This is a genomic window from Ruegeria sp. CDSA033, assembly GCF_059612305.1.
In genome coordinates, this window is sequence record NZ_JBXWQI010000019.1 from 13643 (window position 1) to 39645 (window position 26003).

At 57.7% G+C, this 26003-nt stretch carries 28 protein-coding genes; 8 read left to right on the forward strand and 20 right to left on the reverse strand.

Annotation, left to right across the window (positions count from 1 at the left end; translation table 11 throughout):
* The first annotated feature begins 77 nt into the window (after positions 1 to 77).
* The 8 genes from yidC (at position 78) to AC2FLA_RS18775 (ending at position 7295) form a co-directional block, all read left to right on the forward strand.
* A complete protein-coding gene (gene yidC, locus AC2FLA_RS18740) occupies positions 78 to 1907 on the forward strand; it encodes a membrane protein insertase YidC (RefSeq protein WP_496724298.1) in 1830 nt (609 codons plus the stop codon).
* Positions 1904 to 2641: an MOSC domain-containing protein gene (locus AC2FLA_RS18745; protein WP_496724300.1), complete on the forward strand. Its 738-nt coding sequence runs from the start codon at positions 1904 to 1906 to the stop codon at positions 2639 to 2641. Before yidC ends, AC2FLA_RS18745 begins: the two co-directional genes overlap by 4 nt.
* Positions 2638 to 3291: a ribosome biogenesis GTP-binding protein YihA/YsxC gene (yihA, locus tag AC2FLA_RS18750; protein ID WP_058276193.1), complete on the forward strand. Its 654-nt coding sequence runs from the start codon at positions 2638 to 2640 to the stop codon at positions 3289 to 3291. The genes AC2FLA_RS18745 and yihA overlap by 4 nt, the downstream gene beginning before the upstream one ends.
* A complete protein-coding gene (locus AC2FLA_RS18755; RefSeq protein WP_496724302.1) occupies positions 3288 to 3656 on the forward strand; it encodes a DUF2946 family protein in 369 nt (122 codons plus the stop codon). Before yihA ends, AC2FLA_RS18755 begins: the two co-directional genes overlap by 4 nt.
* A 67-nt stretch (positions 3657 to 3723) precedes the next feature.
* Positions 3724 to 5127, forward strand: a complete 1404-nt coding sequence (locus tag AC2FLA_RS18760) for a PepSY-associated TM helix domain-containing protein (RefSeq protein WP_496724304.1) — start codon at positions 3724 to 3726, stop codon at positions 5125 to 5127.
* A gap of 105 nt (positions 5128 to 5232) precedes the next feature.
* Positions 5233 to 6096, forward strand: coding sequence for an acetylglutamate kinase (gene argB / locus AC2FLA_RS18765; RefSeq protein ID WP_058272395.1), 864 nt, complete (start codon positions 5233 to 5235; stop codon positions 6094 to 6096).
* 18 nt (positions 6097 to 6114) lie between these two features.
* Positions 6115 to 6801, forward strand: a complete 687-nt coding sequence (locus AC2FLA_RS18770; protein WP_496724306.1) for a ferredoxin — start codon at positions 6115 to 6117, stop codon at positions 6799 to 6801.
* Positions 6798 to 7295 (forward strand): SixA phosphatase family protein, encoded by a 498-nt coding sequence (locus tag AC2FLA_RS18775; RefSeq protein ID WP_496724308.1) that lies wholly within the window; start codon positions 6798 to 6800, stop codon positions 7293 to 7295. Before AC2FLA_RS18770 ends, AC2FLA_RS18775 begins: the two co-directional genes overlap by 4 nt.
* Before the next feature lie 48 nt (positions 7296 to 7343).
* Here the strand turns inward: AC2FLA_RS18775 and AC2FLA_RS18780 are convergent, their stop codons facing one another.
* The 20 genes from AC2FLA_RS18780 to AC2FLA_RS18875 all read right to left on the reverse strand — a co-directional run bounded on the left by AC2FLA_RS18780 (position 7344) and on the right by AC2FLA_RS18875 (position 25992).
* Entirely contained in the window at positions 7344 to 8135 is a 792-nt protein-coding gene (locus tag AC2FLA_RS18780) for an amino acid ABC transporter ATP-binding protein (protein ID WP_058272392.1), read from the reverse strand.
* Positions 8136 to 8147: 12 nt separating this feature from the next.
* Positions 8148 to 9452, reverse strand: coding sequence for an amino acid ABC transporter permease (locus AC2FLA_RS18785; protein WP_282153886.1), 1305 nt, complete (start codon positions 9450 to 9452; stop codon positions 8148 to 8150).
* 1 nt (position 9453) lies between these two features.
* The gene (locus AC2FLA_RS18790) at positions 9454 to 10722 is read right to left on the reverse strand and encodes an amino acid ABC transporter permease (protein WP_282120551.1); all 1269 of its coding nucleotides are present in this window, start codon (positions 10720 to 10722) and stop codon (positions 9454 to 9456) included.
* 126 nt (positions 10723 to 10848) lie between these two features.
* Positions 10849 to 11865: an amino acid ABC transporter substrate-binding protein gene (locus AC2FLA_RS18795; protein ID WP_108861233.1), complete on the reverse strand. Its 1017-nt coding sequence runs from the start codon at positions 11863 to 11865 to the stop codon at positions 10849 to 10851.
* Positions 11866 to 12073: 208 nt separating this feature from the next.
* Complete coding sequence (locus tag AC2FLA_RS18800; protein ID WP_496724310.1) at positions 12074 to 12781, reverse strand: ATP12 family chaperone protein; 708 nt, start codon at positions 12779 to 12781, stop codon at positions 12074 to 12076.
* Between the two features lie 4 nt (positions 12782 to 12785).
* Positions 12786 to 13457: an HAD-IA family hydrolase gene (locus AC2FLA_RS18805; protein ID WP_496724312.1), complete on the reverse strand. Its 672-nt coding sequence runs from the start codon at positions 13455 to 13457 to the stop codon at positions 12786 to 12788.
* Positions 13454 to 14497 (reverse strand): RluA family pseudouridine synthase, encoded by a 1044-nt coding sequence (locus AC2FLA_RS18810; RefSeq protein WP_496724314.1) that lies wholly within the window; start codon positions 14495 to 14497, stop codon positions 13454 to 13456. The genes AC2FLA_RS18805 and AC2FLA_RS18810 overlap by 4 nt, the downstream gene beginning before the upstream one ends.
* A gap of 206 nt (positions 14498 to 14703) precedes the next feature.
* Positions 14704 to 16014, reverse strand: coding sequence for a replication-associated recombination protein A (locus tag AC2FLA_RS18815; RefSeq protein WP_496724316.1), 1311 nt, complete (start codon positions 16012 to 16014; stop codon positions 14704 to 14706).
* A gap of 4 nt (positions 16015 to 16018) precedes the next feature.
* Positions 16019 to 17407 carry a trypsin-like peptidase domain-containing protein gene (locus tag AC2FLA_RS18820; RefSeq protein WP_496724344.1) on the reverse strand — a complete coding sequence of 463 codons (1389 nt, stop codon included), beginning with the start codon at positions 17405 to 17407 and terminating at the stop codon, positions 16019 to 16021.
* Positions 17408 to 17486: 79 nt separating this feature from the next.
* Positions 17487 to 18542, reverse strand: coding sequence for a TauD/TfdA family dioxygenase (locus tag AC2FLA_RS18825; RefSeq protein WP_496724318.1), 1056 nt, complete (start codon positions 18540 to 18542; stop codon positions 17487 to 17489).
* 158 nt (positions 18543 to 18700) lie between these two features.
* Entirely contained in the window at positions 18701 to 19123 is a 423-nt protein-coding gene (rplQ, locus tag AC2FLA_RS18830) for a 50S ribosomal protein L17 (protein ID WP_058276182.1), read from the reverse strand.
* A gap of 118 nt (positions 19124 to 19241) precedes the next feature.
* Positions 19242 to 20258: a DNA-directed RNA polymerase subunit alpha gene (locus tag AC2FLA_RS18835; protein ID WP_113791474.1), complete on the reverse strand. Its 1017-nt coding sequence runs from the start codon at positions 20256 to 20258 to the stop codon at positions 19242 to 19244.
* Positions 20259 to 20372: 114 nt separating this feature from the next.
* Positions 20373 to 20762, reverse strand: coding sequence for a 30S ribosomal protein S11 (gene rpsK / locus AC2FLA_RS18840; protein WP_037311698.1), 390 nt, complete (start codon positions 20760 to 20762; stop codon positions 20373 to 20375).
* 14 nt (positions 20763 to 20776) lie between these two features.
* On the reverse strand, positions 20777 to 21145 hold the full coding sequence (gene rpsM, locus AC2FLA_RS18845; RefSeq protein ID WP_058272383.1) for a 30S ribosomal protein S13: 369 nt from the start codon (positions 21143 to 21145) through the stop codon (positions 20777 to 20779).
* A gap of 201 nt (positions 21146 to 21346) precedes the next feature.
* A complete protein-coding gene (locus AC2FLA_RS18850; protein ID WP_113791475.1) occupies positions 21347 to 22015 on the reverse strand; it encodes an adenylate kinase in 669 nt (222 codons plus the stop codon).
* On the reverse strand, positions 22012 to 23376 hold the full coding sequence (gene secY, locus AC2FLA_RS18855) for a preprotein translocase subunit SecY (protein ID WP_058276180.1): 1365 nt from the start codon (positions 23374 to 23376) through the stop codon (positions 22012 to 22014). Before secY ends, AC2FLA_RS18850 begins: the two co-directional genes overlap by 4 nt.
* Positions 23377 to 23485: 109 nt before the next feature.
* Positions 23486 to 23959, reverse strand: a complete 474-nt coding sequence (rplO, locus tag AC2FLA_RS18860) for a 50S ribosomal protein L15 (RefSeq protein ID WP_496724321.1) — start codon at positions 23957 to 23959, stop codon at positions 23486 to 23488.
* A 141-nt stretch (positions 23960 to 24100) separates the two neighbouring features.
* Positions 24101 to 24940 carry a hypothetical protein gene (locus AC2FLA_RS18865; protein ID WP_496724323.1) on the reverse strand — a complete coding sequence of 280 codons (840 nt, stop codon included), beginning with the start codon at positions 24938 to 24940 and terminating at the stop codon, positions 24101 to 24103.
* A gap of 186 nt (positions 24941 to 25126) precedes the next feature.
* Entirely contained in the window at positions 25127 to 25342 is a 216-nt protein-coding gene (locus tag AC2FLA_RS18870) for a DUF1127 domain-containing protein (protein ID WP_113791477.1), read from the reverse strand.
* Positions 25343 to 25545: 203 nt separating this feature from the next.
* Positions 25546 to 25992: a hypothetical protein gene (locus AC2FLA_RS18875; protein ID WP_496724325.1), complete on the reverse strand. Its 447-nt coding sequence runs from the start codon at positions 25990 to 25992 to the stop codon at positions 25546 to 25548.
* Positions 25993 to 26003: the final 11 nt, after the last annotated feature.

Below are 26003 nucleotides of genomic sequence, written 5' to 3' on the forward strand. Positions count from 1 at the left end.
CGATTCCGCTTGACCTTTGGGCCCGCACTCTGTTGAACCCAGCGGGTGTCTTTCACTGCTTAAGGTGGCTGTCCCCGATGGACGATCAGAACAAGAACCTCATCCTCGCAACCGCGCTCAGCTTTCTCGTGATCCTGGTTTGGTTCGTGCTGTTTCCACCGCCCGAGCCGACGACCGCACCGGAATCTGCCGAGATCAGCGCGACTGATGGTACAGAGGTTCAGACCCCAAGCGCTGCTGGCACCAATACAGTTGGTGAAGCAACCGCAGACGCCACCGAGATCGAGCCCGACGCCCAAGCACCTCGGGTCGAGATTGAAACACCGCGCCTGAAAGGCAGCCTGTCCCTGTCCGGCGGTCGTATTGATGAGCTGTTCCTGAAAGATTACAAAGTTTCGATCGAAGAAGGCGCGCCCATTGTCGAGCTGCTGTCGCCCGTTGGTTCAGATTCAGCTTACTATGCCTTGTACGGATGGGCACCGGGCGCAGGTGTTGCGGGCGCTGACGTCCCGGGCCCTAATACGCTGTGGACCATCGAAGACGGCGAAACCCTGGGGGTCGATACTCCGGTCACGCTGAAATGGGACAACAGCAAGGGCCTGACCTTCCGCCGCACTATTGAAGTTGACCAGGACTATATGTTCACCGTCACCCAGTCGGTTGAGAACAATACCCAGGCCGAGGTCGGTATGGCCCCATATGGCATCCTGGCCCGTCACGGCATTGGCGAAGACGGCGACCTGCCCGATCTGAAAAACTTCTTCATCCTGCATGAAGGCGTTATGGTCATGGCTGACGGCGTTCTGGACGAGATCGACTATGGCGATGTGCGCGACTTTGACATTGACCCGAATGAGCGTGCGCAAGCCGAAGTCTTTCAGGTCAAGGAAGGTGGCTGGGTCGGCTTTACCGATCACTACTGGATGACCACTCTGATCCCTGCAGAGGGATCGGCATTCAAGGCTGCGGCTAAATATGACGCCCGCCGCAAGATTTATCAGACCGAAACGGTTCTGCCGACGCTGACTGTCGCGCCCGGCGCAACTGAAGAAGTCACCACCCAACTATTTGCGGGTGCCAAAGAATGGGAAACCATCCGCGAGTATCAGGCTGACGGTGTACAGAAGTTCGTCGACAGCATCGACTGGGGCTGGTTCTACTTCCTGACCAAGCCGATTTTCTGGCTGCTGCACAACATCAACGCCCTGATCGGCAACATGGGTTGGTCGATCATTGGCCTGACGCTGATCATCAAGGCGATCCTATTCCCGCTGGCGTACAAATCCTACGTCTCGATGGCGAAGATGAAAGAGCTTCAGCCGCAAATGGAGGCCATGAAAGAAGCCGCAGGCGACGATCGCCAAAAGATGCAGCAGGGCATGATGGAGCTGTACAAGAAGGAAAAGGTAAACCCCGCCGCGGGCTGTTTGCCGATCCTGATGCAGATCCCAATCTTCTTCTCGCTGTATAAGGTGATCTTCGTCACCATCGAACTGCGTCAGGCTCCTTGGTTTGGCCCTTTCCAGGACCTCAGCGCACCTGATCCGACTTCGATCATGAACCTGTTTGGATTGCTGCCTTTTGCAGGCCCGCAGCCAGATACCTTTATGGCACTGATCTTCATCGGTATCCTGCCTTTACTGTTGGGGATCTCGATGTGGTTGCAGCAAAAGCTGAACCCGGCACCAACTGACCCGACTCAGGCGATGATCTTTGCCTGGATGCCTTGGGTGTTCATGTTCATGTTGGGCAGCTTTGCCAGCGGACTGGTTGTTTACTGGATCGCGAACAACACGATCACGTTCACGCAGCAATACCTGATCATGCGTAGTCAGGGCTATAAGCCTGACGTGTTCGGCAACATCAAATCCGGCTTCAAGCGGACGCCCAAAACGGACGACAAATGAATGCTGAAGTAACCCATATCTGGCGGCATCCGATCAAAAGTCATGGTCGGGAAGCTCTCCAGACCGTTTCAGTGACCCCCGGGCAGACCATGCCCGGGGATCGCATTTGGGCGGTCGCGCATGAGGCGTCAAAGGCAGATGGCTCTCAATGGGTGCCTTGCGCCAATTTCAGTCGAGGGGCGAAAGCACCGCAACTGATGGCTATCTCGGCCCAGCTGAACGGCGACACGATAACTCTGACACACCCAGATCGTCCGGATCTGACATTTAATCCGGATGGGGAACAGCAGGTCTTTCTGGACTGGGTCCAGCCGTTGATGCCTGCGGATCGGGCGGCGTCAGCCCGGATTATCCGAGTGCCGGGTCGCGGCATGACTGACAGCGATTACCCCTCGATCAGCCTGTGCAACATGGCATCGCACCGCGCCGTCGGGCAAAAGCTTGGCAGCGATCTGTCGATCCAGCGCTGGCGTGGCAACATCTGGTTCGATGGCCTGCCCTTGTGGGAAGAATTCGACTGGCTGGGTCGCGAAGTACAGATCGGTGAGGCCGTGTTTCATGTCAAAGAACGCATCCGACGCTGTTTGGCGACAACGGCAAATCCGAAAACCGGCGTGCGCGATGCGGATACGCTGGGCACATTGAACAGCTGGGGCCATCAGGATTTCGGCGTTTACGCCGAGGTTATCCGAGGCGGCGCAATTTCAGTTGGCGATAAGGTTCATCCGTTATGAGCACCCTACCCTTTCCACTGGTCGAAGACCCGGACAAGTTCGCGCTGGAACGCGGCCGCAAATTGTTTGCGGGACAATCCGAGTTTGTCAAAGGCGTGGTCGCAATGAATGGCCTGCCGACCCCTGACCGGCTTGAGGTCTGCTTTGCCGGACGTTCAAACGTAGGCAAGTCCAGCCTGATCAATGCGCTGACCGGCACCAAAGGTCTGGCACGCGCGTCCAACACTCCGGGCCGCACGCAAGAGATCAACTTTTTCACCCAAGGACCCGAGCTCTATCTGGTTGACCTACCCGGGTACGGCTACGCCAACGCCCCGGTGAAGGTCGTTGAAAAATGGCAGCGGCTGCTGAAACAGTATCTAAGCGGCCGCCAGACTCTGCGCCGGGCCTTTGTCCTGATTGACTCGCGCCATGGGGTGAAGCCGGTCGATGCCGAGATCATGAAGCTGTTGGATTCCAGCGCCGTTACATTTCAATGCGTGATGACCAAGGCGGACAAGGTCAAGGCCAATGACCGGCAAAAGGTGTTGGATCAGGTTCGCGGCGCATTGTCCAAGCACCCGGCGGCATATCCGGAGATTGTGCTGACGTCTTCCGAAAAGGGTGACGGTATTCCGACCCTTCGTTCGATCATCGCACATCTGGAATGATCCAGATCGGCCGCATTTTCCCAATCCTTACGTTGCTGGCAATTGTGCTGACCGGCGCGATCCCGCAGGGCTGGATGCCCGCGATGGGCAGTGATGGGAAAGTGCTGCTGGTGATCTGTACTGGCGATGGAACAGTCGAACAATGGGTTGACCTGAACCCCGGCGATCCTGTGCACGACGACACGGATTCGCGCGCAATGTGCCCATTCGCGGGCCTAACGGCGGATACACTCCTGCCGTCAGTCGGTGAGATTGTCCCTTTTGCGGCGAAAATCCAGCCACGCTGGATCCATCGTGATTTCACCCATCGCAGTGCCGGGTTCTACGCCCGCTATGATGCGCGGGGGCCACCCATCTTCTCCTGATTCACCTCAACACTTTTGTACCCGTGCACGCGCTGCGCGGGGCAGTAATCGAATCCGGAGAACAAAAATGGCACTGGATAGCCAAAACCTGGGGGATACCCCGGCGCAGAACACTGCTGCGCAAAAATTCTATTTCGCCGCCTGGCGGTGGCACTTTTATGCAGGGATCTTCGTCATCCCGTTCCTGATCATTCTGGCAGTAACCGGACTAATGATGATGTTCATCACGCAGTTCGACGGTCGCGACGGCGAAAAAATCGCCGTGGATGTCCACGGGCAAGCGTTACCGGCCTCACAACAGGCCCTTATCGCCCTTGACGAGGTGCCCGGCACGGTTGCCGAGTGGATTGGTCCGAAGGCTGATAATCTGGCCACTGTGTTTCGCATCAAAACCGAAGAAGGTCAGCGTCTTGTCGCCGTCGATCCTTACGCCGGAGAGGTTCTGCAGGTCTGGAATCGTCGCGCCGGATGGTATGATCTGGCCGACAACATTCACTCGACCCTTCTGATTGGCACGACCGGAGACCGCATTATTGAAATCGCAGCGGGGCTGAGCCTGCTTTTGGTCTTTACCGGTCTTTACATGTGGTGGCCGCGTGGAAACACCTTGGCCGCTTTTGTGCCCAATCTGCGCGCACGCGGCCGCGCATTGTGGCGGTCACTGCACGCTGTGATTGGGTTCTGGATGTCCGGGCTGTTGGTGGTCTTCCTGATCTCGGGCCTCTCCTGGGCGGGCGTCTGGGGCGGTATGATCGTTCAGCCATGGAGCAGCTTTCCGGCCGAAAAATGGGACAATGTCCCCCTGTCCGATGACATCCACGCCAGTATGAACCACGGCCACCAGAACGATGTCCCATGGGCGTTGGAACAAACGCCCATGCCCGCTTCTGGGTCCGAGGCCGGGATCGACGGTGTCCCACAAGGCACGCAGGTCGATATCGACGCGCTTGTGGCCCTTGGCACCGCTTTGGACATGACAGGCCGTTTTCGTGTGGCCTATCCCGGCGGCGAGGACGGTGTCTGGACCCTGAACCGCGACAGCATGAGCAGCGACTCGACCGATCCGGTGAACGACCGCACTGTCCACGTGGACCAATTTACCGGCAAGATTCTGGCGGATGTCCGGTATGAGGATTACTCGCTGATGGGAAAATCCATGGCCATTGGGATCCCGTTTCACATGGGTCTGATGGGCATGTGGAACTTTATCCTGAACCTGGTGTTCTGCCTGTCTGTCATCTTCGTCTGCGTCTCGGGCGTTGTGTTGTGGGTAAAACGTCGTCCCCAACGGGCCGGACGTCTGGCCGCGCCGCCGATGCCAGCGGAACTGCCATTGTGGAAAGGGGCCGTCCTGATCGGCTTGTTCACCGCGATGGCGTTCCCGCTGGTGGGCCTCACCTTGCTGACCGTACTGGCCGTCGATTTGCTGCTGATCAGCAACATCCCGGCGATGAAACGCGCGATAAGCTGACACACAAACAGCCGCATCCGGGCAACCGGTGCGGCCCTATGCGCGATCCGGTCTTGGCAGAGCTGTACAAAGGCCCTAACACGGGTTCCCAGAGGGACTGCAGCCATGAAGACAAGAGACATGAACCGGGACTGGATCGCCACCGCCGCAACGCTGAACAGCGCACTGCCATACCTGCAACGCTACGACGGCGCTATTGTCGTCATTAAACTTGGCGGCCACGCCATGGGCAGCGACGAAGCCATGGAAAGCTTCGCCCGCGATGTCGTCCTGATGCGTCAGGTGGGCGTAAACCCGGTTGTCGTGCATGGCGGTGGTCCGATGATCAACGCGATGCTGGATAAGCTGGATATCCAGTCCGAGTTCGTGAACGGCAAGCGTGTCACCGACAAAGCAACCGTTGAAGTGGTTGAGATGGTGCTGTCCGGCCTCGTGAACAAGCGCATCGTGCAGGCGATCAACGGCCAGGGCGGCTCGGCCGTGGGCTTGTCGGGCAAGGATGCGCAGTTGATGACTTGTGATCAGACCGATGAATCCCTGGGTTTTGTCGGAAGTCCGGCAGAAATGAACCCGAAAATCCTGCATGACCTGTTTGCCCATGATGTAATTCCTGTCATCGCCCCGCTGGGTGCGGGCCGGAACGGGGAAACCTTCAACGTCAATGGGGATACTGCCGCTGGTGCTATTGCATCCGCGCTAAAGGCCGATCGACTGCTGCTGTTGACCGATGTCTCGGGCGTCAAAAACGCAGCCGGGGACGTCGTGACCGAACTGAAGGCGGGTCAGATCCGCGAGATGACGCTGGACGGCACCATTGCGGGCGGCATGATCCCCAAGACCGAAACCGCGCTGGACGCGCTGCACAGCGGGGTCCGTGCCGTGGTTATCCTTGACGGACGCGCGCCCAATGCCGTCTTGCTTGAACTTTATACAGAACACGGCGCCGGGTCGCTGATCCGACCGGACTGAGCCTTTGGCGGAGGAGACATGACCAAACGCCATCCCCCCTCCTCTGACCCGACAGCGCATAGCTATGCTGACGTCGAAAAGGCTGCACAGGACGTTGGCCTGATCATCATGGGCGCGCTGCACCCTCGCGTTACATACGCCAAGCAGTTGGAAGGCGGCACGCTGATCCTGCTAGGTGCTGGGGGTGCATTCTGGCCTGCCCTGAAATCCTCGCCTGAATGGCAAGGCAAGGATCCGGTCGACCGCTGGTCGCTGCGTGTGGTGGGGCAGATGGCACAGGACTTATCCGCCACAGCCTATTTTCCGTTTGGCGGCCCGCCCTATACGCCCTTTATCGATTGGGCATTGAAATCGGGACGCACATTCAGCAGCCCGGTGGGCGCTTTGGTGCACGATGAGGTCGGCATGATGATCTCATTCCGGGGTGCGCTGCATTTCACCAACGAAATTCCCATACCCGCACCACCTGGCGCGTCCCCCTGCACCACCTGCGCCGCCCCCTGCACCCAGACATGCCCGGTGGGCGCTCTGAACAGTCGGGACTTATATGATGTGTCGACCTGCCATGGCCACCTGTCCACTCCCGAAGGGCAAACCTGCATGACCGGCGGTTGCCTTGTGCGACTGTCCTGTCCTCTCAGCTCGGGTTCAGGGCGTGATCCCAAACAATCCGCGCATCACATGAGAGCATTTCACCCATCATGACCCGCACTCTGATCCTGACACGCCACGCGAAATCCAGTTGGGACAGTATGGCCCTTGCCGATCATGATCGCCCGCTGAACAAGCGCGGGCGCAGGTCGGCCCCGGCGATTGCCGCGTGGTTGCGTGAAAACGACTGGCTGCCGGATGAAGTTCTTAGCTCAAGCTCGGTCAGAACCTGCGAGACTTGGGAGAGGATGGGCCTACAGGCAGATAGCGTTTGCTTTCACCGAACGCTTTATCATGCGGACCCCGCAGATATGCTGCTTGAATTATCGGGCGCAACGAAACAAACCGTTTTGATGCTGGGCCACAATCCCGGCATTGCCGCTTTTGCTAACCAAATTGTTAAGCACCCGCCGGATCACGCCCGATTCTACGACTACCCAACCTGTGCAACAGCTGTGATCCGCTTTGACATTGCGGGTTGGTCCGGCGTCCGTTGGCATAGCGGCGATGTACTAGGGTTTGTTATTCCACGCGAGTTGCTGGAATAGAAAAAGGCGAGGCCAAAGCCCCGCCTTTTCCTGAATTGGTAACCGGGTTCAGTGCCCCAGAATCTGGCTGAGGAACAGCTTGGTCCGCTCGCTCTGCGGGTTGTTGAAGAACTCTTCCGGTTCGTTCTGTTCCACGATCTGTCCAGCATCCATAAAGATCACGCGGTTGGCGACCTGACGGGCAAAGCCCATCTCGTGCGTGACGCACAGCATGGTCATGCCTTCCTCGGCCAGCTCGATCATGGTGTCGAGCACCTCTTTGATCATCTCAGGGTCCAGCGCCGATGTCGGTTCATCGAACAACATGATACGCGGCATCATGCACAGCGAGCGGGCAATCGCCACACGCTGCTGCTGACCACCTGAAAGCTGACCGGGATACTTATCCGCCTGCTCGGGGATTTTCACCTTTTCCAGGAAGTGCATCGCGCGCTCTTCGGCCTCTTTCTTAGGCGTCTTGCGCACCCAGATCGGGGCCAGCGTGCAGTTCTCCAGAATGGTCAGATGCGGGAACAGGTTGAAGTGCTGGAACACCATGCCAACCTCGGACCGGATCTTGTCGATGTTCTTGAGGTCATTCGACAACTCGGTCCCATCCACCATGATCGTGCCCTGCTGGTGTTCCTCCAGTGCGTTCAGGCAACGGATCAATGTGGACTTCCCGGAACCGGAAGGCCCCGCGATCACGATCCGCTCTCCCTGATTGACGGTCAGGTTGATGTCGCGCAGCACGTGGAAAGATCCGTACCACTTGTTCATGTTGTTGATTTCGATGGCGACCTCGTCGCTCACCTGCATCTTCGAGCGATCGATTTGACGGTCAATTGCAAGTTCAGACATATGTTGAACTCCTTAATGGTGGCCAGTCTGAAGCTTGCGCTCCAGATACATGGAGTAACGGGACATGGAGAAGCAGACGACAAAGAACAGCGCCGCGATGAACGCGAACAGTTCCCAGTAGATGCCGTTCCAGGCGGTGTCGGCGCGGATGGCAGATGCCAGTCCGATCACGTCGAACAATCCGATGATCGACACCAGTGTCGTATCTTTGAAGATCCCGATGAATGTGCTCACGATGCCCGGAATTGAGATTTTCAGGGCTTGCGGCATGATGATCAGTCGCTGTGCTTGCCAGTAGTTCAGGCCGAGACTGTCGGCGCCTTCATACTGACCCCGTGGCAGGGCAGCCAGACCACCCCGGATCACCTCGGCCATATAGGCGGCTGAGAACAGGGTCATCATGATCATCACCCGCAGGATGATGTCAAAGTTGGTGCCCGGCGGCAGGAACAGGTTCAGCAGCAGCGAGGCCACGAACAACAGCGTGATCAGCGGCACACCGCGGATGAACTCGATAAAGCCCACGCACAGGTACTTGACGATCATCAGGTCGGACTGACGGCCCAGCGCCAGTACAATTCCGATCGGCAACGAGACACCAATGGCCACGACACCCAGCAAGATCGCCAGCATGAAGCCACCGAACTGGCGGCTTTGTACGGCTTCGATACCGATTGGTAGGATCGAGTCCAGGGCACCGACGAAATAGCTGGACAGAACCAGCCACCAGATAACCGACGCTGCGACACCCGCAATCATGCCAAACAGACCGCTCAGTTGTTTGCTGACAAGGGTGTAGGCACCCCAGCCGACAACAAACCCCAACGCTGCCGCGATCGGCCCCCAAATGGTGCCGCCCCACATCAGGAATGGCATCAGGAACGGATAGATCGCCGTGACGATCAGCATCTTGGACGGCACACGATCCGAGTACAGAACCGGGGCCAATGCGACCAACAGCAGGATCAGCGATACAATCGGACGCCAGTACAGGTGGCTCGGGTAGAACCCGAACAGCAACTGCAGCCAACGGTCATTGATCACCGCCCAGCAGGCATGGCCATGGGTTGAACCCCAAGTGGCAATCATGATCTCGCGGCATTCGTTCAGCGAGTTGGCGTTCCAGACAGACTGAAAGATCCATGGCAGAACGCCCGACAAAACGTACCAGATCGCGTAAAGCGAAACCAACGTCAGGATCGAGTTAAACCAGCCTGAGAACAGATTGTGCCTGATCCACCCGATTGCTCCGACTTCGGACGCTGGCGGGGCTTGTTCCGGCAACATTTCCGTGCGGACAAATGAAACATCACTCATATTACCGCTCCACCAGTTTGACACGGTTGTTGTACCAGTTCATCACCGCTGAAATGCTCAGCGAGATGGCCAGATAGACCAGCATCAGCAGCAGAACGCATTCCAGCTCGCGGCCGGTCTGGTTCATGGTGATGCCACCCAGGGTCCCCGTGATGTCCATGTATCCGACCGCAATCGCCAGTGACGAGTTCTTGGTCAGGTTCAGATAGTTCGAGATCATCGGCGGGATGATCACACGCAGCGCCTGAGGCAGGATAACCAGCCGCATGGTGCGACCCGGACGCAAGCCCAGCGCAGACGCAGCTTCGGTCTGACCCTTGGAAATAGCCAGAATGCCGGCGCGTACGATCTCAGCGATGAAGGCCGCCGTATATAGCGACAAAGCCAGCCATAGCGCGATCAGAGAGTTGCGCATATGCGTGCCGCCTCTGAAATTGAATCCTTTCAATTCCGGGTATCCAAGGTGTAAGCCCAGTGCAGTCATCAGTATGATCATCGGGACGAACAGAATGCCCAGCTGGATATGCCAGATCTTAGGACGGTCGCCGGTTGATTCCTGTTTGGCGGCGGCCCAGGCGGACACTTTGCGCATGGTAAAGATGCTGCCACCCAGAACGACCAGAAACGCGACCAGATCCAGCGAAATATCAAACCGAAGGCTTGATGTTCCGAACAAGTGAATGTCGCCCAAACTACGCGAGAACAGGAACTCCGGGATATACACACCCCGATTGGTAACGGCGACGGTGTTGAACAGATCCATCGTTGCCGTGGGGTTATCACCTCGGAACGCATTAGGTGCGGGCAAGCCTTCGATCAAAATGGCCATTGCCAAAACGATCCAAAGCAGGACAGGCACGTTACGGAAAATCTCGACATAGAAGGTCATGATGCGCGCGACCAACCAGTTGTTCGACAGACGCAGCACGCCGACAAAAACACCGACTATCGTCGCCGTGATACACCCGAGAACCGCAACAACAAGCGTGTTCAGCAAACCGATGAACGCGGCGCGAAGATGGCTGTCCTGTGAGGTGTATTCCAGCAATCGCTGGTTAATGTCATAACTTGCGGATTCTGCAAAAAAACCGAATTCGACCGGTTTTCCCAACCCTTCAAGGTTTTGAATGGTATTTGAGATGATCCAGGCTGCCAGAAGCATGAAACCGATTAATGCAATGACCTGAATGGTCGCTGATCGGTACCGCGTATCGTAAAGGAGCATGGACAGCCGGAACTGCTCCTTCGGCGGGTCAGTGAGAGTCGTCATGACCTATGAATTTCCCCGTGCATCCCGTTTTTTGCCGGCGAAGTTGATCTTCGCTCAATCCATCCGGGAGTGTTTCTTATTTATGGAAAAAGGGCGCAGGTTGCCCCGCGCCCTTTCCCGTGGATATTAGCGGAACGGCGGCGAATACAGCAGACCACCATCGGTCCACTGGGCATTCAGGCCGCGCGCAAGACCAATCGGAGTTTCTTCACCGATGTTCTTGGCAAACACTTCGCCATAGTTACCACCCGCCTTGATTGCGCTTGCTGCCCAATCTGCGTTCAGACCCAGCATCTCACCCAGAGTACCTTCGGTACCCAGCAGACGGTTCACTTCCGGATTGTCGGTGCCAGCGCTCAGCTCGTCGATGTTTGCCGAGGTCACGCCCAGCTCTTCAGCCGAAACCAGCGCGTTCAGAGTCCAGCGGACAACGTCGCCCCACTCGTGATCGCCATGACGGACCAGCGGGCCCAGCGGCTCTTTCGAGATGATTTCAGGCAGCAGGACGTGATCACCGGGGTTTTCGAACGTGGCGCGGGTTGCAGCCAGGCCCGATGCGTCGGTGGTGTAAACGTCACATGCGCCAGCCAGATACTGCTGTTGCGCTTCGGCGTTGGTTTCGATCGGAACCGGCTCGTAGCTGATGTTGTTGGCACGGAAGAAATCGGCCAGGTTCAGCTCGGTGGTGGTGCCGGTTTGGATGCAGACGGTCGCGCCGTCCAGTTCCTTGGCCGAGCTTACGCCCAGTGCTTTTGGAACCATGAAACCCTGGCCGTCATAGTAGTTGACGCCAGCAAATTCGAACTTGAGGTCGACATCGCGGCTGAAGGTCCATGTGGTGTTACGTGCCAACATGTCGATCTCACCCGAAGCCAGCGCAGTAAAGCGCGTCTTACCGGTGGTCGGCACAAACTCGACAGCGCTGGAATCGCCCAGAACGGCTGCGGCGACGGCACGGCAGACGGCGACGTCAAAACCTTGCCATTCGCCATTCGCGTCAGGCAGCGAAAAGCCGGCCAGTCCCGAGGACACGCCACAGTTCAGCTTGCCGCGCGCTTTGACGTCGTCAACAGTGCCCGCTGTCGCTGCCGCAGCAGCCAGACCGGCAACTGTGGCCACGCCCAAAATTACGGATTTTTTCATTTTTACCTCTTCCTGTTTACCCGCCCCTATTCCGGGACGGCTCTGTCCGGCACCTCTGGCACCAGAAAGGTTACTCCAAAGGTGTCTCCCCTTTAGTGGGCATGAGTTTGCTCGCATTCATAAACAAACGTCAAGGGTCGGATCAGGGAAAACGATGAGTCAACTCAGCGATGACCGGATCTGTGTCAAAATTTGATGCCCAATAGGCTCAGATAGAGATTTCAATGAACCGTTTAGCGTGTAGAAACGCAGCTTTTTTGATCTCGGCAACCGCATGTGCCTCGTCATCGTGGCCCCATTGTTCGGTTTGCCAGGCCTCGTCGAGCCTTGAGATTTCCCAAATCTCCTCCGCCGCGCGCCAGTCCAGAGCGGCGGCAAATCCCAGCACCAGCGAGCCGGACAGGCTGACCAGATCGTGGAAGGCTGCAAGCTGGAAGTCGTTGAATTCGTGTACGCGGCCTCGAAGTGTGCTGAGCGCTTCGGCTGACTGTGGTTGATGCAGCACACCAACCACAGGAACCAGTCGCGCGGCTAGGGTTTCAGCTGCCCAATCCAGGGCCGGGTCCCACTGATCTGCCTGTCGCTGCTGCAACGTTTGCGGGTGTGTCGCCCTGTAACACAACAAATCCGAATCGCCGTAATCGGCCAGCATGTCCGCAACCTCGGCGTGCTGATGACGCACTTTGTCGATGGCCGCATTTGCAGACCGGGTAAACGGCATCAGGGTCGGATCGACCTCTTTTTCCTGCGCATCCCATTCTGCAGCAACCGCGTCGGCCATTGCCTGCGTCGGCAGGATCAATGCGGCCTTGGCCGGTGTCTTGACCCGGCGACCGTCCAGTTCGACGGTGTATCCGTCTTCCGCTTGGACAACCGTGCTTGCGGTCCAAAATCGCTTGGGCTTCCAGTCGCTCATGTCTTCAGGTCCAGATATTATCCAGCGCACGGGGCAACTGGTCGAAAGTTTCAATTATGCAGGCCGCGCCGTTCAGGGCTGATCGGTCATGATATCCCCAGGATACGCCGATCCCTGTTACTCCGGCAGCCCGCGCCATATCCATGTCGAACCGGGTATCGCCAATCATCACCGTATCTTCCGCATCAACGCCGGTTTCAGAACGGGCCGCGTCGATCATCGACGGATGCGGTTTCGAGGGGTGATGGTCCGCAACCTGCCGGGTCACGAAATAGCGCTCCAGATCATGTGCTTCGATCAAGGCATCCAGGCCGCGTTGGGATTTTCCGGTGGCCACACCCAGCAGCACCTCGGGGATGGCATGCAGGGTTTCGATTACGTCCCTCGCACCGGGATAGAGCGGTGAGCTTGCGGCCCCCTGCTCCAGACGGTTCGCGTGATAGGCCTGTTTGTAGCCCTCAACCAGATTGTGTTGAACCGTTTCGCTCTGCTCGGGCGCCAGTTGGGCCATGGCATTGGGCAAGGACAGACCGACGATGGACAAAATCGCCGTGCGGTCGGGGACCGTCAGTGACAGGGCCCCAAAACTGGCGGTCATCGCCGCAACAATGCTGCTCTGGCTGTCGACAAGGGTTCCGTCCACATCGAAAAGCACCAAACGCAAGGGTGCGCTCATTGCAGTTCCTCGAACGGGTCTTCTGCGGCCAGATCCTCGGTCCAGCCGAACGTGTCCCAGCTGTGTTTCATATGCTCAGGCAACGGAGCTTTAATGGTTATGGTCTTGCGCGTGACCGGATGTTGGAAAGAGGCCTGCCGCGCGTGCAGGTGCAGCTTCTTGCTGATGACCCCGCCCAGTTGCGCGCCCCAACCGTCGCCCAGATTTTCCTGCCCCGAGCCACCGTATTTGCCATCGCCAACGATTGGGTGACCGATTGCCGCCATGTGTACCCGCAGCTGGTGCGTACGGCCGGTGATCGGCTCCATCGCCACCCACGAGGCGCGCCCTGCCACGCGATACAGCGTTGCATACAGCGTATGCGCCCGTTTCGCGCCCGGCGTGTCGTTGATTTCGTTCAGATGCACGGCGATCATCTTTTCGCCCTCACCCTGTTTGCCGTGACCGGATGCCTTGACCAAACCAGTCTTGATCTCACCCAGATACGGGGTCGGCACGCCAGCAACCAGTGCCCAATAGATCTTGCGTGTATCGCGGTGCCGGAAAGCGGCTGTCAGCCCCTTGGCGGCCTCGCGGGTGCGGGCCATCAGCAATACACCCGATGTGTCCTTGTCCAAGCGGTGCACAAGGCGGGGATTTTCATCATAGCCAAAGCGCAGAGCCTCGGACAGACCGTCCACGTGGCGGGTCTGGCCGCTGCCGCCCTGTACTGGAAGACCTTGTGGCTTGTTCAGGGCCAGAACATGATCGTCACGATAGATCACGCAAGACTGGATCATCTTGGCGTCGGCATCCGAGATGCCTCGTTTGACTGCAACCGGCTTGTGATCAGCATCCGGCAAGGGTGGCACGCGCACGACCTGCCCGACCTCAAGCCGGGTCGAGGCTTTGACCCGCCCGCCTTCCACGCGCACCTCACCCTTACGGCACATCTTTTCGATGCGGCCCTGGCTGACATGCGGGAACAGGCGGCGCAGCCACCGATCCAGCCGCTGGTCGCCGTCACCCTCTGCCACGGTGATCATCTGTACGCCGCTCATGCCGATATCCTCTGCGTCGCGCGGATTATCCGCCCGCCAAACAAGTGTTTAAGTGCCCTAGAAAACATGCGCGTCTGTGCCGTGCAAAAGGCCAAGAGTCAAGCCGGTCAAATGCCCGGGAAACCCAGGCGCCTACGTTGTCTTGGCGTCGGATCACCTCTTGCTCTTTTGCGCATTCGTTCTTCAACGCATCAAGCAGCGGTGTTCTACTCGTTCCTCTGTGCCCGCAGCTTGGCAAAGTAATCCAGACGCTTCTTCAACTCACGCTCGAACCCACGCTCCACGGGCTTATACAATTCCGGTCGCTTCATGCCGTCAGGGAAATAGTTTTGTCCGGAGAAGCCATCTTCGGCGTCATGGTCATAGGCATAGCCCGTGCCATAGCCCTGATCTTTCATCAACGATGTCGGCGCGTTCAGGATGTGTTTTGGCGGGGGTTCGCTGCCTGACTGCTTGGCCAATCGCATCGCCGCCTTGTACCCGACATAGGCACCGTTCGATTTCGGGGCCAACGCCAGATAAACCAGCGCCTGCGCTATGGCCAACTCACCCTCGGGGCTACCCAAGCGTTCGTAAGTTTCCCACGCGTGCAGGCAGATCGTCTGCGCCTGCGGATCGGCAAGACCAATGTCTTCGACCGCCATCCGCGTGATCCGCCGCGCCAGATAGCGAGGATCCTCCCCACCCGTCAGCATCCGCGCAAACCAGTAAAGCGCCGCATCCGGGTCAGATCCGCGTACTGATTTATGAAGGGCCGAGATCAGATTATAATGCTCGTCCCCGGACTTGTCGTATTTGGCCGCGCGGCGCATCAATCTTGTCGACAACGCATCAGGGTCCAGCGGTGCATCCACCTTCCAAGCCGCAACCTGTTCGATCAGATTCAACAGCGCGCGCCCGTCGCCATCCGCCATCTCCTGCAGAGCTTCGCGGGCATTGACCGTCAGCGGCAGGGCGCGGTCCAGCTCTTTCTCTGCGCGCTGTGTCAGACGTTCAAGGTCGGCGAGGCTGAGCCGTTCAAGGACCAGAACCTGTGCTCGGCTAAGCACCGCGGCGTTCAGTTCAAAGGACGGATTCTCGGTCGTGGCCCCGACCAGCAGGATCGTCCCATCCTCCATGTGCGGCAGGAACCCGTCCTGCTGCGCTTTGTTGAAGCGGTGAATCTCGTCGACAAACAGCAGCGTGCCCTGCCCGTTCTGCCGACGGATCTTTGCCGCCTCGAACACTTTCTTCAGGTCCGGCACACCGGTGAAAATCGCACTGATCTGAACGAAATGCAGATCGGTTTCCTGCGCCAGCAAACGTGCAATGGTGGTTTTCCCAACGCCAGGCGGCCCCCAGAAAACCAAACTGGACAGACTGCCCGAGGCCAACATGACGCCCAGCGGAGCATCCGGGCCCAGTACTTGCTGCTGTCCGATGACCTCGGCCAACGACTGCGGGCGCAGCCGGTCCGCCAACGGGCGGTGCGGGGATGGTGCAGGCTCGCTCGCCCCGGTATCGAACAGGTCGCTCATGGAGTTACAGCCGGAACCGCAGAGATACGGCCCGTCCGCCCCGCAGAACATCCAAATTCAATCTGCGCCCCGGATCGGTCATCGCATCCACCACGTCCACAGGATGCCGGACTTCCGTTCCGTTGATACTTAGGACCACGTCACCAGCGCGCAATCCGGATCGTCCACCGTACCGGCCTGCATCCACAATCACCACGCCAGTTTGCGACAGCAACAGCCCCATCTGGGTAACTATCGCCGGGTTGATGCGCGAAACCTTCAGGCCCGGCATCACGGTGTCATCGTTCAGAACGGTTTCATCAGCCGGTGGAGTTTCCGGGACCTTGATCAGGGCAACCTCGATATCCGCACTGTCCTGACCCCGCAGCCGGGTCAGCACCGAAGTGCCACCGACGCCGGCGACAGACATGCGGAACTTCATCTCGGCTGGGGAATTCACCTCATCCCCATCCACATGGGTCACCACATCCCCCACGCGCAGCCCTGCCTCACCCAGCGGACTCAGGGCGTGCAGGTCCGAGATCACAACACCCATAGGGAATACTAACCCCAGAGATTCGGCGATATCTGCACTCATGTGCTGACCAGCGACCCCGGCCCAAGGGCTGACAAAGCTTTCATTCCCGGCCTTGGCCTGGCGCAAAAATTCGGCAACCAGATTGGCCGGGATCGCAAACCCGATGCCGTTGGAGCCGCCTGATCGCGTCAGGATCGAAGTGTTAATCCCGATCAGATCGCCATTCACGTCGATCAGCGCCCCGCCGGAATTGCCCGGATTGATCGCAGCATCGGTTTGAATAAAGTACCCACGCGCGTTGCCGGTGGCCGTCCCGGTCCGCGCCAGACCTGAGATGATCCCGGAAGATACGGTTTGGCCCACGCCAAACGGATTACCAATCGCAAGCGCCAGTTCCCCTACCTCGATCTGGTCGGAATCGCGGAAGTTCAGATGCGGCAAATCCTTGGCGTCTTCCAACCGCAGGATGGCAATATCGCTTTCCTTGTCGCCCAGCACCACTTGCGCTGAAAATTCACGCCGGTCGGTCGTCACCACGCGGATTTCGGTAGCCGTGCCAACAACGTGATAGTTCGACACCACATAACCGTCTTCCGACAGAATGACGCCAGATCCCAGTGAATTCTGCACATGTGGACGCGGCTCAGAGAAGCCCCGGCCAAAGAACTCTTCAAAGAATGGATCCGAGAAGAATGGATTCGCCCGCCCCTGCCGAACGATCTTGGCATAGATGTTAACGACCGCCGGAGAAGCCTGCTTCACCACCGGGGCGAAACCAAGGCTGATTTCGGCCTGCGATGTTGGCACTTTTGTTTCAGCATTTGCTGACACTGCAAGTGTCGCCAGCATCAGAGAACAGAGAACTTTCCGCATAATCCATCCGTCGGTTAATCGCCTATCGGATATGCGTCTACACGGGCCGTAATGCAAGCATCCGTTCAGCGCGTTGGAGGCGTCAATCCAACGGAGCGTGCAGCCGCGTACCTTCCGTGATGATCCCGCCGCGCTGGCCCGCTTCAATCGTGCCATAACGCTGCCTGAAGACTTCGGGTAATTCGCGATCTCCTTCGGGCGACAGCCAAAGCCTCAGCAAATGGCGTCGCTCTGCCGGGTCAGGCCAGTCCACGAACCCGGTCCGGTCGTGCAGTTGCGAATGGTTGTACACGAACTGCATGTCGCCCTGTTGCAGCCGCATAGAAAGACAGAGGTCGGGATCATTTGCCAGCGCATCAAACCGGTCCAGCGCCTCAATGTGATCCGGTGTCAGCCGCATCGCTTCAGGAAACCGTTGCGCACTGTCGATATACTGTCTTTGGTAAAACACCGTCAGCTTACCATCGTGCCAGGAAAACGGTGGGATCGACATAAAAGGTTCCATGCCGTCTGGTATTTCCCCGCGCCGGTCGGTCGCTATTGGGTCAAACAACCGTTCCAGCAATTCCGGGCATTCTGACCGCATCCTATTAAAGATCGTCTCGGCACTGACCAGCAGCGAATCTCCGCCCTCCTTAGCCTCGCGCAGGCACAGCAGGCCGACGATATCGGCGCTGTCGGTGTGAAATGTCTGGCGCTCATGCGTTTGATAGATCCGGGTATTCGGATCGTTCGCGTCTGCCCCGATGTCGCGCACATGCCCCAGAATGTGTCCTTGCGCGTTTTGCGACCGGGCCGAGCCCAGATGAGCTCCGACGCCGCAGAAAACCGTGGCCGCGACCTGTTGCGTATAATTCTGCACCGGAAGGCCACGGATCACTTCGAAACCGATCCCGTTGATCAGCTTTTCTCGCAGGCTTGCCAGATGCCGGTCAAACCTTTTTAGGGGAAAAGCAAGTTTTGTGATCTCACCGATATCTCTTTCGAGGCTCAGATAGTGACGGGCAGCTTGCTCAAGATCCTTGATGTCGTCCGCCGTCAGATCACTGACCCATTCACTCCGACGCGTACGCATGTCCTGACCGGTCCACACAGACGGTCCCGTGAGTTCGTTCGGTAATTTAGTTGGGATTGCCATCATCCGCCTCCACGCTCATCGTGCAGCATGATCCGTGAGGTTCGGGGATTCATCAACGGATATCGCCGAAAATGCTCTAACCGCGACACCAAGGGACCAAAAAGAAAAAACCCCCGCGTCCGAAACGCGGGGGTTTGAATTCAGAAAGCCGGGCTTTCTTATTCTTCGTCTGCGGCCTCTTCGGCGGCAACGCGAGCTTTGTCAGCCGCGCCTTTGGCGTCCAGATCACGGTCAACGAATTCGATGATCGCCATCGGTGCCATGTCGCCATAGCGGAAGCCTGCTTTCAGGATACGGACATAACCGCCCTGACGCTCGGCGTAGCGGGGGCCCAGGATTTCGAACAGCTTGGCGACGTCTTTGTCTTGCTTCAGCTGCGATGCGGCCTGACGGCGGGCGTGCAGGTCGCCGCGCTTGCCCAGAGTGACCAGCTTTTCGATGATCGGGCGCAGTTCTTTTGCCTTGGGCAGAGTTGTTTTGATCTGCTCATGTTCGATGAGCGAGCCAGCCATGTTTGCAAACAGAGCCTTACGGTGCTCATGAGTACGGTTCAGGCGGCGGTAACCACGTGCGTGACGCATTTTCTAGTTCCTTCTTCAGCGTTTTGCTTTGTCTGGCCGGCGATGCGTGTCACCGGCTCTCCTTGGGGCGGAAGTGCCCATTTTGTCCCCGGAAACCCGGGCATTTGGGAAGACGCGCTTAGAACGCGTCTTCGAATTTCTTTGCCAGATCTTCGATGTTGTCAGGCGGCCAGTCCTCGACATCCATGCCAAGGTGCAGACCCATGCCGGACAGCACTTCCTTGATCTCGTTCAGCGACTTGCGGCCGAAGTTCGGGGTGCGCAGCATCTCGGCTTCGGTCTTCTGGATCAGGTCGCCGATGTAAACGATATTGTCGTTCTTCAGGCAGTTTGCCGAACGGACCGACAATTCCAACTCGTCTACTTTCTTCAGCAGCAGCGGGTTGAATTCCAGACCATCGTCTTCGTCCTGGCGACCAGCCGCTTCGGGCTCGTCGAAATTGACGAAGATTGACAGCTGATCCTGCAGGATGCGTGCGGCAAAGGCCAGCGCGTCTTCCGGCGTGATCGAACCATCGGTTTCGATCTTCAGGGTCAGCTTGTCATAGTCCAGAACCTGACCTTCGCGGGTCGGCTGAACGTCATAGGCAACCTTTTTGACCGGCGAATAGATCGCGTCGATCGGGATCAGACCGATAGGCGCATCTTCCGGCTTGTTCTTCTCAGCCGAAACATAGCCCTTACCGGTGTTGACGGTCAGTTCCATGAACAGGTCGGCGCCATCGTCCAAGTGGCAGATGACGTGATCGCGGTTCAGAACCTCGATACCAGCGCTTTCGCTGATGTCACCTGCGGTGACAACTGCTGGGCCTTTGGCATTGATCGACAGGCGCTTGGGGCCTTCGACTTCCATGCGCAGGGCAACCTGCTTGAGGTTCAGGATGATGTCGGTGACGTCTTCACGAACTCCGGCAACGCTCGAGAACTCGTGCAATACGTTGTCGATCTGGACGCTGGTGATGGCCGCACCTTGCAGCGAGCTCATCAGAACGCGGCGCAGCGCGTTGCCCAAGGTCAGACCAAAGCCACGCTCCAGCGGTTCAGCAACCAAGGTTGCCTGACGCGCAGGGTCGTTGCCCGGCTTGCCTTCCAGCTGTGTCGGCTTGATCAATTCAGCCCAATTCTTATGGATCATGTAATCCCTCCATTCCTGTCCGCGCCCCATGACCAACAAGGTGCAGACGCCCGAGGTTCAAAATGACGTGCTGGGGCCGTGCGAAAACACAGCCCCAGCTCAATTCAAAATCGCTTAGACGCGGCGGCGCTTCGGCGGGCGGCAACCGTTGTGAGCAATCGGTGTAACGTCACGGATCGACGTGATGTTGAAGCCCACAGCAGCCAGCGCGCGCAGAGCCGATTCACGACCCGAACCGGGGCCCTGAACTTCGACTTCCAGCGTCTTGACACCGTGATCCTGCGCCTTCTTGCCTGCATCTTCTGCAGCCATCTGCGCGGCGTAGGGTGTCGATTTACGCGACCCTTTGAAACCCATGGTCCCGGCCGACGACCATGCAATGGCGTTGCCTTGCACGTCCGAGATCAGGATCTTGGTGTTGTTGAAGGTCGAATTCACGTGGGCGACGCCCGATGCGATATTCTTGCGCTCTTTTTTCTTGGTACGAGTCTTTTCGCGTGCCATCAGTCAGACCCTCCTTATTTCTTCTTACCAGCAATGGCCTTTGCGGGGCCTTTGCGGGTACGAGCATTGGTGTGGGTACGCTGACCGCGAACGGGCAGGTTACGACGGTGACGCAGACCGCGGTAGCAGCCCAGGTCCATCAGGCGCTTGACGTTCATCTGAACTTCACGGCGCAGGTCACCTTCGACGGTGAAGTTTGCGTCGATATGTTCGCGGATGGCCAGAACTTCGGCGTCGGACAGTTCATTAACGCGACGGGTCGCGTCGATGCCTACGGCTTCGCAGATCGCTTTGGCCGAGGTGTTTCCGATACCGGTGATATATGTGAGGGCGATAGGTACCCGCTTTGCAGTCGGGATGTTTACGCCGGCAATACGTGCCACGTGTCACTTTCCTTTTTTGTTGCGGTTCCGTAGCTCCGGAACCTTTTTTCACAACACTCGATCTTGGCAGTGACGCCAGAGGATCCAGTATTATTCGAGGTGGTCGGGGCATCCGGAACGAATCCCGCATGCGGTCGTGATTCCCGTTAGGGATGGGGGTCGATATGGGCTTTTCTTACTCAGGTCAAGGGCAGAAATGGATCAGCCGTTTCCGACGTCGACGCCACCATCCAAAACCTGCGAAATCTCGTTTTGAACGGCGTCAATTTCACCCAGACCATCAACCCAGGACAGGTTGCCCTTGGCATAGTAATAGCCGATCAGCATCGAGGTCTTTTTGTAGTACTCCATCAGACGGGTCTTGAGGCTTTCCTCATTATCATCTGCGCGGCGCTTAAAGTCGTTTTCCTTACCACAGTTGGAGCATTTTCCATCGGCAGGGATCGGCTTGGTGATGTCATTGTAGACCTCGCCGCAGCCTCCACAGGTCGAGCGGGCGGTGATCCGTTCGACCAGCGCGTCGTCGTTGACTTCCATTGCGATGACCGCATCCAGCGTTTCGCCGGTGCTGTTCAGCAGATCTCCCAATGCGTCAGCCTGTGCCAGCGTGCGCGGGAAACCGTCAAAAATGAAACCGCCCTTGGCACCCTGCTCCAGCTTTTCACGGATCAGGCCGATGACGATCTCGTCGGTTACCAGCTCACCCTTGGCCATCACGTCAGCCACGCGGTTGCCCATTTCGGTTCCGCTGTCTTTGGCTTCTCGTAGCATGTCACCGGTGCTCAGTTGCACCATGCCGCGCGTTTCTACCAGGTGACGCGCTTGCGTTCCTTTGCCCGCACCTGGCGGGCCCAACAAAATGATGTTCATCGACGAGCGGGTCCCTTCCTGCCGCGTTTCTTGCTTTTACCGCGCAGCTGGGACTTTTCGATAAGCCCTTCGTATTGATGCGCCAGCAAATGGCTCTGGACTTGCTGGATCGTGTCCATGGTCACAGAGACGATAATCAGAACCGAGGTGCCGCCGAAGTAGAACGGGATGGCGAATTGGTTCCGCAGAATTTCAGGCAGCAGACATACCAGCGCCAGATAGGCCGAACCCAGAACCAGCACGCGGTTGACCACGTATTCCAGATACTCGGCGGTTTTCTTGCCGGGACGAATGCCGGGCACAAAACCATTCTGTTTTTTCAGGTTGTCCGCAACATCATCCGGTTTGAACGAGACGTTGAACGTGTAGAAATAGGCGAAGAACACGATCATCGACGCGAAGAACAGCAGATACAGCGGCTGACCGGGGCCAAAGTTGGCCAGCAGCCACGACATGACCGGCCCATTTGTGGCACCCGACGAGAAGGTCGAGATCGTCACCGGCAGCAACAGCAACGAGCTGGCAAAAATCGCAGGGATAACGCCCGCCGGGTTCACTTTGACCGGCAGGTGGCTGGAGCCGCCCTCGTATACCTTCATACCGGCCTGACGGCGCGGGTATTGAATGTGGATCTTACGCAGCGCGCGTTCCATGAACACCACGAAGGTGATGACCACGATAACCATGACGATCACACCAATAATCACGGCGGGGCTGATTGCACCCGAGCGACCGGATGCAAAGAACTGCGCCAGAGCGGCCGGAACCTCGGCAATGATGCCGACGAAGATGATCAGAGAGATACCGTTGCCGATGCCGCGCGCGGTGATCTGTTCACCCAGCCACATCAGGAACATCGTGCCGCCAACCAGAGTGATCATGGTCGACATGCGGAAGAAGAGCCCAGGATCGGTGGCCAGATCGCCTGATTCCAGCGAAACCGCCAGACCATAGGCCTGAACAGTGGCCAGAGCCACAGTGCCGAAACGGGTGTACTGGTTGATTTTCTTGCGTCCCTGCTCGCCCTCTTTCTTGAGCTGTTCGAGCGCGGGAACCATGGATGTCAGCAGTTGCACGATGATCGAGGCTGAAATGTAAGGCATGATGCCGAGGGCAAAGATACCCATCCGCCCCAACGCCCCGCCGGTGAACATCGAAACCATGCCGCCGATGCCCTGCCCCGCTTGCTCCATGAACTCGCGCAGTGCTTGTCCGTCAATCCCCGGCACCGGAATAAAGGTGCCCAGACGATAGACGATCAGCAATGCAAGCGTGAACAGGATGCGGTTGCGCAGATCGGTGGCTTTACCAAGGGCAGACCAGCTTGTGTTGGCTGCCATTTGTTCTGCTGCTGATACCATAAATCGGTCTCTCTTATGAAAACACCGCCCGGAACCGTTTTCCGGCTCGGGCGGCGTCTTGGAAAACTCTGAGGACTATGTAAGCGGGTCTTGGCCCGCTCACAAGCGCTTACTCTGCCGCAGCAGCTTTTGTGACCGTAAGTGAGCCGCCCGCTTTCTCAACTGCTTCAACAGCAGCCATCGAAGCACCGGTAACTTCCAGGTTCAATTTGGCGCTGATTTCGCCTTTGGCCAGAACGCGGATACCGTCCAGCTTGCGACGAACCAGACCGGAGGCAACCAGTGCATCCTCGGTAATCGCAGCTTTGGCGTCCAGTTTGCCGGCGTCGACGAATTTCTGGATCAGGCCCAGGTTGATAACGGCGAATGCCTTGCGGTTTGGCTTGTTGAAGCCACGCTTGGGCAGACGCTGGTACAAAGGCATCTGGCCGCCTTCGTAACCGTTGATGGCCACACCCGAACGGGATTTCTGGCCTTTGATACCACGGCCACCCATTTTACCTTTGCCGGAACCCGGACCACGGCCAACGCGGGTGCGTTTTGGTGTGGCGCCAGGATTGTCGCGCAATTCGTTCAGTTTCATTTCGCTTCTCCTAAGCCGGAAATGACCCCGAAGCGTGATGGGTCAGACACGGCATTTCTTGGTTTTGATTCTCGTGGACAGACTGCCACCGGAGCCCGATACAGCTTTGCGCGCCAGTATGCAAGTTTTGATGTCCGTCTATTACACCGCTGCTTTAGCGCCATGCGGTGTAATGGGCGCTTCTTGTGGGTCAATTTCGTGTTTTGCAAGCAGTTTTCCCACCAGGCTGTCTGCATGCGGGGCCCCACCATATTTGTTGGCTAGGATGGACCGCATCCGGCGACCGTAGAAATGGATTGAGACCGTGTCTTCTTTTATGAACCGGGACAGATCCACGCCCGGACGCGCCAAAGCCCTCCGCCGCGTAAAGTTCAATGGGTAAAAGACGTGTTCGGGCAGCGCAAAGCGGACTTCCTTGGATTTGTTGAGTGCCCACGTTATGGCCTTAGGCCCCCAAACGCCCCAATATGTTTCCGGTACATTGACGGGTTCGCCCGCATCCAGAGCCGCTTGCAGTGGCCGCATGATTCGTCTGGGCAACCACGGAGGGATACGGAAAGGGTCACTTGTGTATTCATTCAACAAACCGAGTGTTTCGCTGTCCGCTGGCAAACCCAAAACCCCGATTGCGACCTCGCCTTCGAGATACCCATAGTAGTGTCCGTTCAGCGTGGAAAACGGCTTGACGCAATAGGCGTCCGTATCCGCCCAAATCAGCCCCGGCTCCTTTGCCAGCATGCGATACCGAAACTTGTCCGAGTGCGGCGCTGGACTGCCTGTCCGGCTATGCGTCACGAATTCACTATCCGGCAGGATTTCCCTGGCGTCACGGCAATCTACACCGTCCGGAATCTTTGTGACATTTCCGTAGGTATAAAGGCGAACCGGTTGACCGGCGTCCAGAAAGGACTTGATGCACAGTTGCTCCAGAAAACTCAGCGGGCCATCGACCCATAGCATCCCGATCTGTTGGTCTTGCACGTCGCCCGGCCTTATTTCGTTTAGACTGATGCGGCCTTTTGCGGCTGCCTTACTCGGACATGACGGATTTCAGACCCACCCGCAATAGCTGCGATCTGGTTTTCGAGAAGTTGTGTCATGCGCATCACCGCAACCAAAAAAGGCGCCAAATTGGCGCCTTGGGTTCGGGTTGTTCTTAACTATTGCTTACGAGCAATATGCGTGCTCGCGGGCGATGTCCGCGATATCGCAGCGGCGGATTCCGATGTCGTCCAATTCGCGATTGGTCAAGCGCTGAAGCTCGCCGTAGGTACGGTTATACTCGTTCGCACGAGCACGGTTCTCTTTCACGCGCTCAATCAGGTTTGCAAAACGGGCGCTCAGGTTGAAGCCGCCATGGGTCAGTGTTGCTGTGTGTGCCATATTTCTTTTCCTTTCTCTGACCGGGGCGAATTCCCCGGAAACTGTTTACGTTCCTTGTTCGGACAGGGTTGAAATAGGTCCAAGCGATATCGCTAACAACCGAAGTTTCGGTCTAGCCGTTATGCATCTATTGAATAGCTGAGCAGCAGGTCGCGCGGCTGTGAGACCAATTGCATGGGAGTAAGCGGCGGCTACTGGTGCAGCTACTTTCCCGCACGTCTTCTGCGGGCAGTCATCGCCCGGCCGTCGCGTATACTCGACCCCATCAAAGTGAGGTTTGTGGCACCAGCGAGCAACTCAACGACCTGCACGGCGTAGAAACTGATGTCAAAGGACCCAGCGCTCGCTTTCGCGTTCAGGAAGATTGCAGCGGGAACAAGGATCAACAGGCCGTTCATCGCGATGATCGGCATTCGCTTCTTCTTGGCTAGCGCCGGTGCGTCCCTGCGCCGACGCCCAAGGGACATGCCGGATGCACCTACGATCACCATCGCGGGCACAAGAATAATCAGCCCACTGACGATCATGGACTTTACGGCCGCGACAGTCGCATGGGTCGCAAACAATTCGCTGTACAAAGTGGATGTCCAGAACACGAATATTGTCAGGAATCCTATTATACCGGCGACGGGGTGAATTGACTTTATCATGTGCCTACTCC

Excerpts from the sequence above, each read along its gene's own strand:
- AC2FLA_RS18770 (WP_496724306.1), top strand. The coding sequence starts at position 6,115 with ATGACCAAACGCCATCCCCCCTCCTCTGACCCGACAGCGCATAGCTAT.
- yihA (WP_058276193.1), top strand. The coding sequence starts at position 2,638 with ATGAGCACCCTACCCTTTCCACTGGTCGAAGACCCGGACAAGTTCGCG.
- AC2FLA_RS18745 (WP_496724300.1), top strand. The coding sequence starts at position 1,904 with ATGAATGCTGAAGTAACCCATATCTGGCGGCATCCGATCAAAAGTCAT.
- rpsK (WP_037311698.1), bottom strand. The coding sequence starts at position 20,762 with ATGGCACGCGAAAAGACTCGTACCAAGAAAAAAGAGCGCAAGAATATC.
- AC2FLA_RS18815 (WP_496724316.1), bottom strand. The coding sequence starts at position 16,014 with ATGAGCGACCTGTTCGATACCGGGGCGAGCGAGCCTGCACCATCCCCG.
- AC2FLA_RS18875 (WP_496724325.1), bottom strand. The coding sequence starts at position 25,992 with ATGATAAAGTCAATTCACCCCGTCGCCGGTATAATAGGATTCCTGACA.
- AC2FLA_RS18780 (WP_058272392.1), bottom strand. The coding sequence starts at position 8,135 with ATGTCTGAACTTGCAATTGACCGTCAAATCGATCGCTCGAAGATGCAG.
- AC2FLA_RS18800 (WP_496724310.1), bottom strand. The coding sequence starts at position 12,781 with ATGAGCGACTGGAAGCCCAAGCGATTTTGGACCGCAAGCACGGTTGTC.
- rplO (WP_496724321.1), bottom strand. The coding sequence starts at position 23,959 with ATGAAACTGAACGAATTGCGCGACAATCCTGGCGCCACACCAAAACGC.
- AC2FLA_RS18850 (WP_113791475.1), bottom strand. The coding sequence starts at position 22,015 with ATGAACATCATTTTGTTGGGCCCGCCAGGTGCGGGCAAAGGAACGCAA.
- secY (WP_058276180.1), bottom strand. The coding sequence starts at position 23,376 with ATGGTATCAGCAGCAGAACAAATGGCAGCCAACACAAGCTGGTCTGCC.
- AC2FLA_RS18785 (WP_282153886.1), bottom strand. The coding sequence starts at position 9,452 with ATGAGTGATGTTTCATTTGTCCGCACGGAAATGTTGCCGGAACAAGCC.
- argB (WP_058272395.1), top strand. The coding sequence starts at position 5,233 with ATGAAGACAAGAGACATGAACCGGGACTGGATCGCCACCGCCGCAACG.
- AC2FLA_RS18825 (WP_496724318.1), bottom strand. The coding sequence starts at position 18,542 with ATGGCAATCCCAACTAAATTACCGAACGAACTCACGGGACCGTCTGTG.
- AC2FLA_RS18760 (WP_496724304.1), top strand. The coding sequence starts at position 3,724 with ATGGCACTGGATAGCCAAAACCTGGGGGATACCCCGGCGCAGAACACT.
- AC2FLA_RS18805 (WP_496724312.1), bottom strand. The coding sequence starts at position 13,457 with ATGAGCGCACCCTTGCGTTTGGTGCTTTTCGATGTGGACGGAACCCTT.
- AC2FLA_RS18790 (WP_282120551.1), bottom strand. The coding sequence starts at position 10,722 with ATGACGACTCTCACTGACCCGCCGAAGGAGCAGTTCCGGCTGTCCATG.
- AC2FLA_RS18870 (WP_113791477.1), bottom strand. The coding sequence starts at position 25,342 with ATGGCACACACAGCAACACTGACCCATGGCGGCTTCAACCTGAGCGCC.
- AC2FLA_RS18810 (WP_496724314.1), bottom strand. The coding sequence starts at position 14,497 with ATGAGCGGCGTACAGATGATCACCGTGGCAGAGGGTGACGGCGACCAG.
- yidC (WP_496724298.1), top strand. The coding sequence starts at position 78 with ATGGACGATCAGAACAAGAACCTCATCCTCGCAACCGCGCTCAGCTTT.
- AC2FLA_RS18755 (WP_496724302.1), top strand. The coding sequence starts at position 3,288 with ATGATCCAGATCGGCCGCATTTTCCCAATCCTTACGTTGCTGGCAATT.
- AC2FLA_RS18775 (WP_496724308.1), top strand. The coding sequence starts at position 6,798 with ATGACCCGCACTCTGATCCTGACACGCCACGCGAAATCCAGTTGGGAC.
- AC2FLA_RS18835 (WP_113791474.1), bottom strand. The coding sequence starts at position 20,258 with ATGATCCATAAGAATTGGGCTGAATTGATCAAGCCGACACAGCTGGAA.
- AC2FLA_RS18795 (WP_108861233.1), bottom strand. The coding sequence starts at position 11,865 with ATGAAAAAATCCGTAATTTTGGGCGTGGCCACAGTTGCCGGTCTGGCT.
- rplQ (WP_058276182.1), bottom strand. The coding sequence starts at position 19,123 with ATGCGTCACGCACGTGGTTACCGCCGCCTGAACCGTACTCATGAGCAC.